This window comes from Pseudoalteromonas arabiensis (assembly GCF_001550155.1).
GTDB lineage: Bacteria > Pseudomonadota > Gammaproteobacteria > Enterobacterales > Alteromonadaceae > Pseudoalteromonas > Pseudoalteromonas arabiensis.
Genome location: NZ_LRUF01000021.1, coordinates 362,122 through 376,852 on the forward strand (window position 1 = coordinate 362,122; position 14,731 = coordinate 376,852).

A 14,731-nucleotide genomic window follows, 5' to 3' on the forward strand; every position below is an offset into this window, starting at 1 on the left:
AAATGATACTACAGTGTAATCTGATTAATTTTTTAGGTTGCACTGTATGTATTTTTTTTCCCAAACGAGGTTAGTTCCTCAAAAAGCGAGGTGTTACATTACGGATAATAAGCGCTTGTTCTTACCCTTTCTATTGCTTACTGCATTAGCAATACCTGCAACCCGTGAATTTACATTACAAGCATTGAGCGATGCTTTTTTTCAAGTATCGGTCTTTGTTGCTGCCACTTTATTAATTTATTATTATTTAATCGATCGCCTTCCACAATTACAGCTAAGCTATTTACGCGCAAAATCAGGCATCCTTGAAGTCAGTTTTGCTTCTATCTTAGGTGCTTTACCTGGCTGTGGTGGCGCCATTATAGTTGTTACTCAATTTACCAAAAAGCAAGCTAGCTTTGGCTCCGTTGTTGCGGTACTGACAGCGACAATGGGAGATGCTGCATTCTTATTACTCGCCACTCGTCCTCTTGATGGACTATTAATGATGTTAATAGGAGTGAGCGTGGGTATTATTAGTGGTCAAATTGTTAATTTATTTCATTCCAGTTCAAGTTTTCAACCAAGTAATGCGACTGAGTGTAATGAAGAGCCTCAGTGCCAACCAAAGATACTCGAATATAGCCGCCCTGTTTGGAAGTTAGCTTTAATACCTAGTTTGATTATCGCTTTTGTTATTGCAACAAACACAGATACTCGTTTCTTCAGTGAAGGCCTTGCAAACACAATCAGTATTTTTGGCGCCTTGATGGCTCTTTTTACCGTGATTGTATGGGCTTTATCTTCAAAAGGTGTAAGTTATAAGCAAGTAACTAGCGAAGAAGCCCCTTGCACGCCTCCATCAAAGCTTACTAAAGTGTTAATGGACACTCATTTTGTTACAGCATGGGTCGTTGCTTCATTTATGGTGTTTGAAATTTTGGTGAATGTGGCTGGCGTAGATTTAGCAGCATGGTTTTCTGAGTATGCCTACTTAGCGCCCTTAGTTGCTGTGGCAATCGGCTTATTACCTGGTTGCGGGCCACAAATTGTTGTAATGACACTATATATTCAAGGGATTATTCCGTTTAGTGCGATGGCAGCCAATGCAATATCGAATGATGGCGATGCCTTATTCCCAGCTATCGCATTAGCACCAAAAGCGGCCTTAGTGGCGACAGTATATTCAACAATACCAGCATTGTTACTCGGTTATGGTTTGTATTTTTACGGCATATAGCAAATAGAATATTTAGAATTTAAAAAACCAGCCGAGGCTGGTTTTTTTTATGCTTAGTAGGGCGTGTTGACCTTTGTAGATTGAAATTTGTTCACTATTAACCACAAAAGGTCAACACGCCCTAATGTTAGCTCATCGCCATCATCATTTTTGCAGGATCTTCTAAGTAAGACTTCCACAAGTTGTTGAAGCGAGCAATAGTGCCACCATCAATGACTCTGTGGTCGCCAGACCAGCTTACTTGCATAATAGCTGCTGAAATCACATTCCCTTTTTCATCAAAACGAGGTAAGTGCTGCAGTTTACCTAAAGCAACAATCGCCACTTCTGGTTTATTGATGATCGGGGTTGCAATTGTGCCGCCAATCGCACCGATGTTCGAAATACTAATCGTGCCGCCTTTCAAATCATCGGGTGATACACGCCCATCACGTGCCGCCTCTGTCAAACGCGTAACCTCATTAGCAACATCAACAATGCTCTTCGACTGACATGATTTAATATTTGGCACTAATAGGCCAATCTTAGAATCAACCGCCATACCGATGTTGTGATCATCAAAGTAAGTCAGCTCGCTACAATCATCATTAACTTGTGAGTTAAGCACTGGGAATTGCTTAATAGCTAATGACAGCGCTTTGATAAAGAACGGCATCATAGTGAGCTTAACGCCCTTTTGCTTATACTGCTCTTTTAGCTCGCTGCGCATTGCGATCAGTTTTGTTAAGTCAATTTCGTCACAGAAAGTAAAGTGAGGAATAGTCGATACTGACGCAACCATTTGCTTCGCCATTGCCGCTTTAATACCTTTAATAGGCTCAACACGGCTACTACCAACAGAAGTTGTTGATGCGGTTTTTGGTGTAGCATCTTGTGATACAGTTTGGCTTGGTGTTTCATTCAAGAAGTCTTCGATGTCTTGCTTATAAATCCGGCCATTTTTACCCGAGCCTGGCACTTGCGTTAAATCTACATCAAGTTCACGCGCCTTACGACGAACAGCAGGTGAAGCAACTGCTTTCTTATTAAGCTGTTTAGTTTCATTTGCTGAAGCCGCAGGTTTCTGTGCTGGTTTAGTTGCTGCATTTGTTTGTGCTTTAACCACTGCAGAACTTACATCTGGCTCTGCACTTTGGCCTGCAATACTCATTTGGAATAATGGGCTGTGAACCGCTGCAATATCACCTTTTTTGTAGTAAAGCTTTTCGACTTTACCTGTGTATTTAGCCGGAATTTGCACCAGTGCTTTGTCTGTCATTACATCACAAACCGCTTGATCTTCAACGATTTCATCGCCTTCACTCACTAACCACTCAACGATTTCACACTCAACGATACCTTCACCGATATCTGGTAAAATGAAATCTTCTAAGTGCTCATCAGCCTCAGATGATGCTTCAGTTGTAGCAGGAGCTCGCGCTTCTTCGCTTTGTGTTGGTGCTTCGCCATCAACATCCATTGCAAATAAGGGGGCATGTACTTTCGCAATGTCACCTTTTGCATAATATAGCTTACTGATCACACCATCATGAACAGCTGGAATTTGCACAAGCGCTTTGTCGGTCATCACATCACAAATTGGCTGATCTTCTTTTACAGAATCGCCCTCTGCAACTAACCATTCAACAATTTCACACTCTACGATGCCTTCGCCGATATCTGGCAAGATAAAATCTTTAGACATACTGACTCCTAAAACTCTACTGATTGCTTAATCGCAGCAAGCACTTTAAGTGCATCTGGCACATATTCTTTTTCAAGTGCTAATGGGTATGGCGTATCTAAACCACACACGCGAGCAATTGGCGATTCAAGGTGTAAGAAACACTCTTGTTGAATTGTTGCAACAATTTCTGCACCAAAACCATTGGTAATTGGTGCTTCGTGGCTAACCACTAAACGGCCTGTTTTGATTACTGATTTAGCAATCGTTTCTACATCCCACGGTAAAATGGTGCGTAAGTCGATTACTTCACAGCTAATACCTTGCTCTGCTGCTTTTTTAGCGGCGTCTTCGATGATTTCCATCTGCGCCCCCCAAGCAAGTACAGTGACATCAGTACCCTCTTGTACGATTTCAGCTTTACCAAGCTCGATGCTGTAATCTTCTTCAGGTACTTCACCTGTTGATGCACGGTATAAACGTTTTGGCTCAAAGAAAATAACAGGGTTATCATCTTTAATTGATGCACGAAGTAAACCTTTAGCTTGGTATGGGTTACGTGGCACAACTAACTTCAAACCAGGTGTGTGAGCAAAATAAGCTTCTGGTGATTGTGAGTGATATAAACCACCGGCAATACCACCACCGTATGGAGTACGGATTGTTAGATTGCCAACATTAAATTCATTACCACTACGGTAACGGAATTTAGCTGATTCATTCACGATTTGGTCAAATGCAGGGAAAATATAATCAGCAAATTGAATTTCAGCTAAAGCTGGTGCACCAAATGCCGCTAAACCATTGGCAAAACCTAAAATACCTTGCTCAGTTAAGGGAGTATTAAACACACGGTGCTTACCATATTTTTCTTGTAAGCCTGATGTAGCACGGAATACACCACCAAAATAACCAACGTCTTCACCAAAAATACAGGCATTTGGATGCTCTGCCATGGTGATATCAAGAGCAGAGTTAATTGCATGAAGCATGTTCATTTTAGCCATTACTTTAATCTCCCTGCAGTGGTTGGATAAGCATCAGGATGCTGCAAAATATGCTCTTTTAATTGTTCGTATTGTTTTTGCAGTGATGGAATTGGCGTATCGTAAACGTCAGAAATAAGCTCTTCTAATGCCGGTTTTGCCACTTTTTCAGCACGCTTAAGAGCCGCTAAAATCTCTTCACGAATTGTTTCTTTATCTTTAGCGTCTTGTGCTTCGTCTAACCAACCTTGTTTTAATAACCACTTACGGAAACGCTCAATAGGACACCCCTTATGTTTCGCTTCTTCGTCTTTTGTGCGGTAGCCGCTTGGGTCGTCACTGGTTGAGTGAGCACCTAAACGGTAGGCAATTGACTCGATTAAAACGGGTTCGCCTTTAGTCGTTACTATTTCACGGGCTTTTTTCGTTGCTGCGTAAACAGCAAGTGCATCAGCACCATCAACACGGATTGTTTTAATACCGTAACCAACACCACGTGATGCAATACCATCACCTTTAAATTGTTCATCAGCCGGTGTAGAAATCGCATAACCATTATTACGAGCAAAGAAGATCACCGGCGCTTCATGAACAGCAGCCATGTTTAAACCAGCATGGAAGTCACCTTCAGAGGCAGCACCTTCACCAAAGTAACAAATAGTAATGTTATCAATAGTGCTATTTAACTCACCGGTTTTGGCATCAATATGACGCACTTTTTGACCATAAGCATAACCCGTTGCTTGGGGGATTTGTGTACCAAGCGGTGATGAAATAGTCATGTAGTTAAGTTCGCGTGAGCCATAGTGAATCGGCATTTGGCGACCTTTACCTAAATCTTTTTCATTTGAAAACATTTGGTTCATGAATTGGTCAAGACTAAAGCCGCGATAACGCAAAGCGGCTTGCTCACGGTATTGGGCCATGATCATGTCGTTTTGATCAAGGGCTGCTGCTGATGCAGTTACAGCTGCTTCTTCACCTAAGCATTGCATATAAAAGCTAACGCGGCCTTGGCGCTGCGCAGCTTGCATGCGCTCATCAAGAGCACGGATAAAACGCATTGTCTCGTATAGATGGATTGCTGTTGCTTTGTCGATATCAGGTGCGGTTGCACCCTCGTAGATGTCGCCATCCTCATTAAGAATGCTTAATGTAGGAATTGTTAATGCGTGACCATCAATAAATGACAGTTCATGATTAATGTTTAGCGATACGTTATTTGGATTACTCATAACCTACCTTCTTTCGTTGTCAGAAACCTACGCCACTGCCCTTATTTGTGTTTTTATCAGCTTGAGCTGCAAGGATAAAGTTTGCGCAATATTCAATCAAATTAAATTAAACTGCCGTCACTTTACGTTAACGTAAGTTGTTATTCAACTAATCATAGACGAATAGTCGATAAATGGCTAAATACGCATGGAAAGTTAACTATACAACAAAATAAAACCATTAAAGTCATATAGTTAACTACATTCAGATGGGTGTTAATGCAAAAAATTTAAATAAAGTTGCTATCAACTTGCATAGGGATAACGGTAAGCAAAGCACGCTGACCTAAGGCTACATCTGCATTTGGGAAGATTATAGCTTCACCGTCTACTTCCGCTTCATACCTGGTCTGACCATCAATCGCTAATAATTCCCCTTTGGCAAAACCGGTGAAATTTTCTACATCATCAGCAAATGGGAAACTAAAGTCTTCGCAAGTACGGTTTATTGTTCTATAAACTGAAAACAACTCAAAATCCTCTGCATTGAATTCTTTGTATTCAACAGTTTCTTGACTAATTAATGCAATTAACGTTTTTTTAGTTTTCTCAAAGCGAGACATGTCATTTTCGCCAAATGGCTTTACTTGACCAAGCTCAACTGTAAATGAGTCAGCACCGTGGACATAAGACGAGTAGTAGCTAAACGTTGTTGCCGCAGATTTCATCATTAATACTGTGTTTACGCCACAGCTAAGCAAAAATTGTAACTGCGACTTTTTCCAAGGCTTGCCATGTAAGAATGGATACACTGCAAATTTTTCATTTTTAGAGCCACGAATTGCAGTATGAAGGTCATAATGAAAACGCTCACTGGCCTGGTTGCCTCGTTCAAAGAAATCCGAAACCACATCTTCAAGTAGCTTTGCGCGCACGCGCTCAGGGTTTGAGGCAATACCTTCAACAGTATGGTGGCCATTAAATAAACGGTTTAGGTTTTCATCAACAAAACGCTGACCGATATTAATTGATTTAGGGTTACCAAAAATAAACAATACGCGCTGTTTCAGCGTAAGTTCTTCTGCAATGATTGCTTTGATTAATTGATCGCAGATTTCAATTGGCGCTGTTTCGTTACCATGTACCGCACTTGAAAGCACAATATCTTTATTTGTTTGTTCTTTTGGTTGAAACTCTATGATCCCCGTATCATGAACTGTTACATCAGTGCCATTTTTAAGGGTGAATGACGATGGTTCAAGTTGAAATTCATTACTGCGAGTGAGTGTTAAAAAGTCGCCTGTACGTTTTAATTCATCTAGGTATGCAGAGGTTGAATAGCTCATTGTTCTATCCTAATAATGCGTGAGAGTAGAATACAAAAACGGCTGAGAATATCAGCCGTTTTAAAAGATAAAAAAGAGATTAGCTAATTACTGAATCAACTAATTTTTTCGCTTCTTTTTCAAGTAATGCTAAATGTTCTTCACCTTTGAATGATTCAAGGTAAATTTTATAAATATCTTCAGTGCCCGATGGGCGTGCAGCAAACCAACCGTTTTCAGTAACAACCTTTAAACCACCAATTGCAGCATTGTTACCTGGTGCATGGGTTAGCTTTTGCGTAATGACATCGCCAGCGAGTGTGCTTGCAGTAACATCGTTAGCAGAAAGTGCTTTTAGACGTTCTTTTTGCTGTGAGGTTGCTGGCGCATCGATACGCTTATAGATAGGCGCACCAAACTCTTGTTCTAGCTCTTTATAAAGTTGTGAAGGTGTTTTACCCGTCACTGCCAAGATTTCAGCTGCGAGTAAACCTAAGATAAAGCCATCTTTATCTGTGTTCCAAACTGTACCATCAAAGCGTAAGAACGACGCCCCTGCACTTTCTTCACCACCGAAAGCAAGCGTACCTTTACCCAGGCCTTCAACAAACCATTTAAAACCAACGGGTACTTCTTTTACTTTACGATTGTTACGCTCTACAACTTTATCAATCATGCCGCTTGATACAAGCGTTTTACCAATCGCCACATCTTTTGACCAATCACGGTTATTTAATAAGTAATCTATCGCCACGGCTAAGAAGTGATTTGGATTCATTAAACCATCAGGCGTCACAATACCATGGCGGTCATAATCAGGGTCATTACCAATACCAATATCATAATCATCTTTCAGTGCGATTAAATTGGTCATGGCGTAAGGCGATGAACAATCCATACGAATTTTGCCATCTTTGTCCAGTGGCATAAAAGCAAAGCGTGGATCAACGTCTTTATTTACAACTGTTAGGTCTAAATTGTATTTTTCTGCGATTACAGGCCAAAAATTAATGCCTGAACCACCAAGCGGGTCAATACCTACTTTTATATTCGCTTCACTAATGGCTTTTAGATTAATGATATTTTCTAAATCATTAACATAAGGATTAATAAGGTCTTGATATTTTATAAAACCTGAGCGGGATGCTTTAGCAAATGGAAATAGCTCTACTTCAACGAGATCTTCAAGCAGTAACTGATTTGCTCTGTCTTCAATCCATTTAGTTACATCAGTATCAGCAGGCCCACCGTTTGGCGGATTATATTTAAAACCACCGTCTTCTGGTGGATTATGAGATGGCGTAACGACAATACCATCTGCTAATTCATTTGGATTTTGTTTATTGTGTGACACAACCGCATGACTGATGACAGGTGTAGGGGTGTATTCATCGTTTTCTTGCGTAATAACTTGTACTTCGTTAGCAACCAGCACTTCAATGGCTGAATTAAATGCAGCTTCACTTAAAGCATGAGTATCTTTACCAAGAAAAAGAGGACCAAAAATATCATTTTCTTTGCGGTAATCACAAATAGCTTGAGTAATAGCTAATATATGCGATTCGTTAAACTTTACATCGTACGAGCAGCCGCGATGTCCTGACGTACCGAAAGCAACACAATGCTCTGGATTTTGTTCAAGATCGGGCTCATTTAAATAGTAAGCAGAAACCAGTTTAGGTACATTAACTAAGCTTTCTTGTGGTGCGGTTTTTCCTGCATCCGGGTGAATCGCCATAATATTTCCTTATCGGTTATAAATAGTCACGGATTTTTTCAGCGTCATCACTGCTGTAGCCTAAACACAGCGCGACTTCGTGAAGCATCATTTTCTTACGTGTTGTATTTGAGTTCGTCATCACCCAGTATTCTGTATCAGTGATGTTTTTCGGATTCATACTACTACCACTTTCGAGTAATGCTTCTTTGCTGGTAGCAAAATAAACGCGGTCACGGCCTTTTATATCTAATACGTTCACAAATTCGTTTTTGTGAGAACGGTACAAGGCAGCTAGAATGAATAAAAAGCGCCCTACCACTCCCTTTTGCATTGCAAGCTCTTCTTTATTCAACACATTAAAAACATTCCCTTTAGCTTGTGCGCTGGCTTTAGGTGGAGTCGCTTTTTCTGCTTCTGGCTCAGGTTGTTGCGTTTTATCGGTCGTGTTGTCTTTTACAGGTTCAACGGTTGAGGTTTCTTGTTCACTATGTTCACTCGTTGTTTCTGCTACCGTGTTACCATCAGATAGGTTTAATAAACGACGCAAAATAGTTGATGCACTTTCACCAATACTTTGAGTGTTACTTGCTATGTATTGATATAACTCGTCGTCTATGTCGATTTTTTTCATGTTATTCCTGTCTTTACGGGTCACATTTTAAAAGTTCTCAATGATTATACCTAAGCTCGCAGCAATTCTCTATGTTTTGCAATTTGTAATTTCGCTAGGCAAAATACAGCGATTAAAAATAGGAGTTTAAAATGCTATTAAACTACCAACAATCGGGCCAAGGTCCTGACGTTGTATTGATCCATGGTTTGTTTGGCTCATTAGAGAATTTGAATGTTATAGCCAAAGCATTAGCAGAAAATTACACCGTTACTAATGTTGACTTACGAAATCATGGTAAGTCATTTCATAGTGAAACGATGAACTATGAAGTAATGGCAGACGATATTTACAACTTGCTAAAGCACTTAAACATATCAAATGCACATATTATTGGCCATTCAATGGGCGGCAAAGCAGCAATGCAATTAGCACTCAAGCACAAGGATGTGGTCAATAAGTTAGTTGTATTAGATATTTCCCCTGTAGCAAATAAACCACGGCACAGTGCTATTTTTGCAGGTTTAAACGAAGTGGCTGAATCGAGTGTTGCAGATAGAAAAGCAGCGGATCAACTACTAGCAAAACATATCGACGAGATGGGTGTTCGACAATTTTTGTTAAAAAGTTTTGCAAAAAACGACCAAGGACAGTACCAATGGCGATTCAATTTAGACGTTTTATATCAGCAATACGAAAATATTTTATCGCAACTTGATGAAAATGATTCTTGTTTATGTGATACTTTATTCGTGAAAGGTAATGATTCCGACTATATTTTGGCTGAGCATCGTCCAATGATTATAAGTTTATTTCCAAATGCGAAGGCAAAAGTAATTCACGGTGCGGGTCATTGGTTACATGCGCAAAAACCACTTGCTGTAAATAAAGCAATTAGCGACTTTTTAGAGCAATAAAAAGGGCAAGATAAAATTCACGTTTTTGATCTAGCCCACTAAATTATTATGATTTTGTGTGCTATAGTACGCGCCGTTTAATTTGAAGGTTTATACGTTGATGGTCAGTCAGTTAATTAACGAATTTGATACCTTAGGGTTGTATTTTGGCTTAGCCGGCATTTTCTTTTTTATTGGAATGGCAATTCAAGACGTCCTTAAAAAAGGTGATGTACCAAAATTTGGCCGATACATCGTTTGGTTAGTGCTGTTTTTAGGTTGCTCTGGGTTTATAGCTAAAGGACTTATTCAAGTTTTTTGGCAAGGCGCAGGTGTTGGCTAGACATGGCAAAGTCAGAACTAGATAGAACAACACCCGATTTATTTGAATACGAAAAACGCCCAGGTAGGCCAAAAACGAACCCCCTACCTCGCGATATGCAATTAAAAGTGAATAAACGTAATCAAATAAAACGAGATAAAGCACGTGGTTTAAAGCGTGTAGAATTTAAGGTTTCATCACAGTTATATCAAGCATTAAGCGATATGGCAGATGCGCAGAATATTAGCCGTAGCGCGTTGATTGAAACAATTTTACAAGAAAGATTGGCTATTGATAGATAGAAGGTTTTAAATCCATGTCAAGCGTAGGTATTTTTTTCGGAAGCGATACAGGCAATACTGAACACGTAGCTAAAATGATCCAAAAAGAGCTAGGTAAGAAACTTGTTGCCGTTCATGACATTGCGAAAAGCTCTAAAGAAGAGATTGCTGAATTCGATTTGCTATTATTTGGTATCCCTACATGGTACTACGGTGAAGCGCAGTGCGATTGGGATGATTTTTTCCCTGAATTAGAAGAAATCGACTTCGAAGGGAAATTAGTCGCGATATTTGGTTGCGGTGACCAAGAAGATTATGCAGAGTATTTCTTAGATGCTATGGGTATGGTCAATGATATCGTAACAGAACGCGGTGCTATCGTTGTTGGCCATTGGTCAACGGAAGGTTACGACTTCGAAGCCTCAAAAGCGGTCATCGATGATAACCACTTTGTTGGCCTAGGTATTGATGAAGACCGTCAACCTGAACTCACAGAAAAGCGAGTTAAAGAATGGTGTGCTCAACTTTATGAAGAAATGTGTTTAAGTGAACTTGCTGATTAATAACAAGTAACACTCGCATTTACTAGCTGCTGTAAAGATGCACAACCAGTTTGTTTTTGTCTAAATATTCGGCAATTAAGCGAATTGTTCTTTGCACTTGTTTGCCATGCGCGTTATTCTAATGGTTGCTAATGTGTCGTGTGCATCTTTTAAGGTGCCTAGTATAACTAAATAAATTGAGACAGATTGAATGACTGATCACAACTTGGAACTAAAAAAAGCAGGGTTAAAAGTAACGCTGCCACGTATTAAAATTTTAGAGATTCTGCAATCTCCAGACAATCAACACATCAGCGCTGAAGATGTCTATAAAATTTTATTAGACAAAGGCGAAGAGATTGGTCTTGCAACTGTCTATCGTGTTCTTAACCAATTTGATGATGCTGGTATCGTATCTCGCCACCACTTTGAAGGTGGTAAGTCGGTATTTGAACTATCAGGAAGTACGCACCATGACCACCTTGTATGCTTAAAGTGTGGCAAGGTTGTGGAGTTTGAGGATGATCTTATTGAACGTCGTCAAGTTGAAATTGCTGAAGAAAATGGCATTAAGCTAACTAACCACTCACTCTACTTATATGGTGAATGCGTTGACACTGAAAAGTGTAAAGAATACGCTGAATCAAATAGTTAATATTTTTATCAGACATAAAAAAACCTGCATCTAGCAGGTTTTTTTACGTCTATTCAAAATCTATTAAATGATTTCTAATAGCTCAACGTCAAAAATTAACGTCGAGAAAGGTGCGATTGCTGCACCAGCACCACGCTCACCGTAAGCAAGCTCATGTGGTACATATAGGCGCCATTTCGAACCTGTCCCCATCATTTGAACTGCTTCTGTCCAGCCTTTGATAACGCCACTTACTGGGAATTCAGCAGGTTGACCACGCTCATATGAGCTATCGAATACTGTGCCGTTGATTAGTGTACCGTGGTAATGCGCACGAATAGTAGATTCAGCTGTTGGTTTTTCACCCTCGCCTGCCGTAAGAATCTCATACTGTAAACCTGACTCGGTTACAGTGATCTCTGGGCGCTTTGCATTTTCTTCTAAGAAAGCAACACCTTCAGCAGCTAGTACCTTAGCTTCTTCTTCACGACGCGCTTGAATTTCAGCATTGATTTTTTCAAAAGCAGCTTGAATTGCAGGAATTTCAACTTGGAAATCACTACCAGCATACGCGTCTTTCATACCTTCAAATACAGAGTTAAGGTTTAAACCTTCAAATGGATTCGCTTTTAATTGTTCACCCATTTGTAAACCAATACCATAACTTGCTTTTTCAGCATCTGTTGTAAAAATATCTGACATGTTTAAATTCACGTTTATTAGTTAAAAGACAAAACCATACTAACATAAAAAAACACTGAATATCGCCTAGTTTTACTGCGTTTGGTTAGTGTTTAAACTAATTCGTTGCTTTATTTTATCAACGATAAAGGTAGCGATTGGTAAAGTTATAACCATTACTGAAATGAAGTATACATTCATCAACCCTGCCGTGCCTGTAAGAACCAAAGGCACAACAAGTAAACCCACAAGTGCTATATATGACGCAGCAATAATTGGCCAATGTTTATCATATTTACCAATCAAATGAGCAACAAGCGCATTAAAACCAATGCCATATGCAATCGCAGTTAACAGGCCGTGCTCAGGCTTAGCATCATGGGCCATTGCAACAAGTACAGTTACACCGCTATGATAAAAATAGGAAAAGACTGACCACAGCAACAGGTGTTTAATAATACGTTGTAATTTTGAAGGTTCGCTTATCGGCATTATTTATCTCCAGAAAGCAAAAAACCGCCAATAAGGCGGTTTTTTTAAATAATGGTGGAGAGATAGGGATTTGAACCCTAGAGGGGCTACAAACCCCTGCCGGTTTTCAAGACCGGTGCATTCGACCACTCTGCCATCTCTCCGTACGGCGCGAATAATAGTGTTTACTGAGTTTTTTGTAAAGGTTTATTTTTAATAAAGTTCAATAAAGTTAATAATATTGCTTAGGACGTCTTGCAATCCATGAGCATATCAAACAAATAAACACGCTTATAAGGGCAAAAGCCGTTGCCTGAACAACAACGTCGATGCGATTAAAGTTGTCGCTAGGAACAATAACAAGTAAAAATGCAGGCAAGCTTGTAAATGTCAGAACATAACAACATATTTTAAATGCACGCCCAAAATCAAAGCGTTTTGTACTTTGCATCCACCATGTGAGTAGAAATAGCACTCCCACAGCCGATAACCCTAGAAACTGAGGAGCTTTAGTCGACATAGCCACAAAAAATGTAATAATTGCGCCGAATAATCCCCATACTGACCAAGCGAACCAATTTTCTTTTTCACGTAAAAATAAGTTTCCCATTTTTCTCGTCTTCTTTATCGTTATTTTTCTGAGACTTCCATTACATTATCAAAAAACAACCGATTAAAAAACATACCGAAGAAGATTATTTAGTTTTGCGTCCAAGCGCTTCTTACAGCAAAGATAAACTTGAAAAAAGTAGCATAAGCAAGCTTAATCAGATCTGACTATTAAAATACGAAAAAGTTCAAAAATTATTATAAATTTTCAAAAAATCGTGATGGTTCATGCCTTACAGGCTTTTTGCAGTCCACTTCTGGTGTTCCCAGATATAAAAATCCTACAATTTCATCCTCTTCTTTGCACCCTAAAGCAGACTTAACAAAAGGACTTTGCGCAAAGTAACCGGTTCGCCAAATACCACCTAGTCCTTGTGCAAAAGCAGCTTGTTGCATTGCTAGGACGCTGCATCCTGCACTTTGTACTTGCTCAATACGCGGTACTTTTGGATTGTCGATTACATTAGCGATTGCAATTATCACCATTGGCGCACGCAAAGGTAATGATTTTGCACGTTCAATGATTCTTGCATCTTGTTGCTCAGCAACTGCCGCTTGGTGATAAATCTCACCTAGCTTATTTAATGCCTCGCCTTGTGCAACAATAAATCGCCACGGTGCTATGCAACCATGATCTGGCACTTTCAGTGCCGCACGTTTGATAATTGATAATTGTTCTTGTGAAGGGCCAGGTGCGACAAGCCTTGGATCAGACTGTCGAGTTTGTAAAAGCGTTAAAGCATCCATTTCAAATCCGTAAATACATAATACGAAGCCCCTAATTAATAGGGGCTATAAAATTTAAGCTTAACACTTATTCTAGTTATCAATAAAGTCATTAGTTCGCTTTACAGCCAACCAGTAATCGATACTCAAGTATCTTCCCCCACCCATAAAGAACAGGCTCAAAAGCATGACAAAGTAAATTACTGAAAACTCCATGCCATTATTTAAAATCACAGGACGACCAGTTTCATATAAATAGCCAGTATGACCGTGTGTTTCTAATAAATCGCGCATTTTAGTTAATCTTTCTGAGGCTTGTGCTGAATTGTCTAAGCTTTCTTGTGCTCCTGGGATATTTATCCAACTTAAAACACGCGCAGGGCTTGTGCTTGCATCTGTTGGCGTAACAGCAAACCAACCATGTTCGCTATGAACAGTCGTTGCCGCTACTAACATGGTAATCATAAGTGGTATAGCCACAAGTCGAGTTAAAAAGCCAAAAAATAAAAGTATCCCACCCAAAAATTCAGTCCATGCAGCTAGAAAAGCTAATAATGCAGGAAAAGGTAAACCGAGACCCCACTCTTCATTTCCAAACCAGGCGATGATATCTTCGGATGCTAAAAAGTATTGATAAAAATGAGTAACATCACCACTCAGAGCAAGCTTATTAAAGCCGGCAATTATCATAACCGGGGCTAAGATAAATCTGATAAGAAGTGCAGGAACGCCGTCAAAAATACGGAGTTTATTTAAGGATTGATCATATGATTTTATTAAAGTATTCAACATTGTGGCCTCAGTTATAAGACTAGTAATTAGTATAGACTAA

General features: G+C 39.7%; 17 protein-coding genes and 1 tRNA gene. 6 read left to right on the top strand and 12 right to left on the bottom strand.

Annotated elements, in window-relative coordinates; all coding sequences use genetic code 11:
- Nucleotides 1-46 precede the first annotated feature (46 nt).
- Nucleotides 47-1,219, top strand: a complete 1,173-nt coding sequence (locus PAARA_RS11280) for a putative manganese transporter (RefSeq protein ID WP_062569131.1) — start codon at nt 47-49, stop codon at nt 1,217-1,219.
- A gap of 127 nt (nt 1,220-1,346) precedes the next feature.
- Here PAARA_RS11280 and PAARA_RS11285 read toward each other — a convergent pair whose 3' ends face one another.
- The 6 genes from PAARA_RS11285 to seqA form a co-directional block, all read right to left on the bottom strand.
- A complete protein-coding gene (locus tag PAARA_RS11285; RefSeq protein ID WP_062569132.1) occupies nt 1,347-2,903 on the bottom strand; it encodes a dihydrolipoyllysine-residue acetyltransferase in 1,557 nt (518 codons plus the stop codon).
- An 8-nt stretch (nt 2,904-2,911) separates the two neighbouring features.
- Nucleotides 2,912-3,889 carry an alpha-ketoacid dehydrogenase subunit beta gene (locus PAARA_RS11290; RefSeq protein ID WP_062569133.1) on the bottom strand — a complete coding sequence of 326 codons (978 nt, stop codon included), beginning with the start codon at nt 3,887-3,889 and terminating at the stop codon, nt 2,912-2,914.
- Entirely contained in the window at nt 3,889-5,103 is a 1,215-nt protein-coding gene (locus tag PAARA_RS11295; RefSeq protein ID WP_062569134.1) for a thiamine pyrophosphate-dependent dehydrogenase E1 component subunit alpha, read from the bottom strand. The genes PAARA_RS11290 and PAARA_RS11295 overlap by 1 nt, the downstream gene beginning before the upstream one ends.
- Nucleotides 5,104-5,372: 269 nt before the next feature.
- Nucleotides 5,373-6,428, bottom strand: coding sequence for a succinylglutamate desuccinylase (astE, locus tag PAARA_RS11300; RefSeq protein WP_062569135.1), 1,056 nt, complete (start codon nt 6,426-6,428; stop codon nt 5,373-5,375).
- Between the two features lie 79 nt (nt 6,429-6,507).
- Complete coding sequence (gene pgm / locus PAARA_RS11305) at nt 6,508-8,145, bottom strand: phosphoglucomutase (alpha-D-glucose-1,6-bisphosphate-dependent) (RefSeq protein ID WP_062569136.1); 1,638 nt, start codon at nt 8,143-8,145, stop codon at nt 6,508-6,510.
- A 16-nt stretch (nt 8,146-8,161) separates the two neighbouring features.
- Entirely contained in the window at nt 8,162-8,758 is a 597-nt protein-coding gene (seqA, locus tag PAARA_RS11310) for a replication initiation negative regulator SeqA (RefSeq protein WP_062569137.1), read from the bottom strand.
- Nucleotides 8,759-8,889: 131 nt separating this feature from the next.
- Here seqA and PAARA_RS11315 point away from each other — a divergent pair, with 131 nt between their 5' ends.
- From PAARA_RS11315 to fur, 5 genes are all read left to right on the top strand, one after another.
- Nucleotides 8,890-9,654 (top strand): alpha/beta fold hydrolase, encoded by a 765-nt coding sequence (locus PAARA_RS11315; protein ID WP_062569138.1) that lies wholly within the window; start codon nt 8,890-8,892, stop codon nt 9,652-9,654.
- A 100-nt stretch (nt 9,655-9,754) separates the two neighbouring features.
- Nucleotides 9,755-9,976, top strand: a complete 222-nt coding sequence (locus PAARA_RS11320; protein ID WP_062569139.1) for a DUF2788 domain-containing protein — start codon at nt 9,755-9,757, stop codon at nt 9,974-9,976.
- A 2-nt stretch (nt 9,977-9,978) separates the two neighbouring features.
- Complete coding sequence (ybfE, locus tag PAARA_RS11325; RefSeq protein WP_062569140.1) at nt 9,979-10,257, top strand: LexA regulated protein; 279 nt, start codon at nt 9,979-9,981, stop codon at nt 10,255-10,257.
- 14 nt (nt 10,258-10,271) lie between these two features.
- Nucleotides 10,272-10,799 (top strand): flavodoxin FldA, encoded by a 528-nt coding sequence (gene fldA, locus PAARA_RS11330; RefSeq protein WP_062569141.1) that lies wholly within the window; start codon nt 10,272-10,274, stop codon nt 10,797-10,799.
- 190 nt (nt 10,800-10,989) lie between these two features.
- A complete protein-coding gene (fur, locus tag PAARA_RS11335) occupies nt 10,990-11,433 on the top strand; it encodes a ferric iron uptake transcriptional regulator (RefSeq protein ID WP_062569142.1) in 444 nt (147 codons plus the stop codon).
- 63 nt (nt 11,434-11,496) lie between these two features.
- Here the strand turns inward: fur and PAARA_RS11340 are convergent, their stop codons facing one another.
- From PAARA_RS11340 to PAARA_RS11365, 6 genes are all read right to left on the bottom strand, one after another.
- Nucleotides 11,497-12,114, bottom strand: a complete 618-nt coding sequence (locus PAARA_RS11340; RefSeq protein ID WP_062569143.1) for a BamJ family beta-barrel-assembly machinery protein — start codon at nt 12,112-12,114, stop codon at nt 11,497-11,499.
- A gap of 72 nt (nt 12,115-12,186) precedes the next feature.
- Entirely contained in the window at nt 12,187-12,585 is a 399-nt protein-coding gene (locus PAARA_RS11345; protein WP_062569144.1) for a hypothetical protein, read from the bottom strand.
- Nucleotides 12,586-12,637: 52 nt separating this feature from the next.
- A tRNA-Ser gene (locus PAARA_RS11350) sits at nt 12,638-12,728 on the bottom strand.
- A gap of 68 nt (nt 12,729-12,796) precedes the next feature.
- Entirely contained in the window at nt 12,797-13,174 is a 378-nt protein-coding gene (locus PAARA_RS11355) for a hypothetical protein (protein WP_062569145.1), read from the bottom strand.
- A 197-nt stretch (nt 13,175-13,371) separates the two neighbouring features.
- Nucleotides 13,372-13,920 carry an NAD(P)H nitroreductase gene (locus PAARA_RS11360; protein WP_062569146.1) on the bottom strand — a complete coding sequence of 183 codons (549 nt, stop codon included), beginning with the start codon at nt 13,918-13,920 and terminating at the stop codon, nt 13,372-13,374.
- A 72-nt stretch (nt 13,921-13,992) separates the two neighbouring features.
- Nucleotides 13,993-14,691 carry an HvfX family Cu-binding RiPP maturation protein gene (locus PAARA_RS11365; protein WP_062569147.1) on the bottom strand — a complete coding sequence of 233 codons (699 nt, stop codon included), beginning with the start codon at nt 14,689-14,691 and terminating at the stop codon, nt 13,993-13,995.
- Nucleotides 14,692-14,731: the final 40 nt, after the last annotated feature.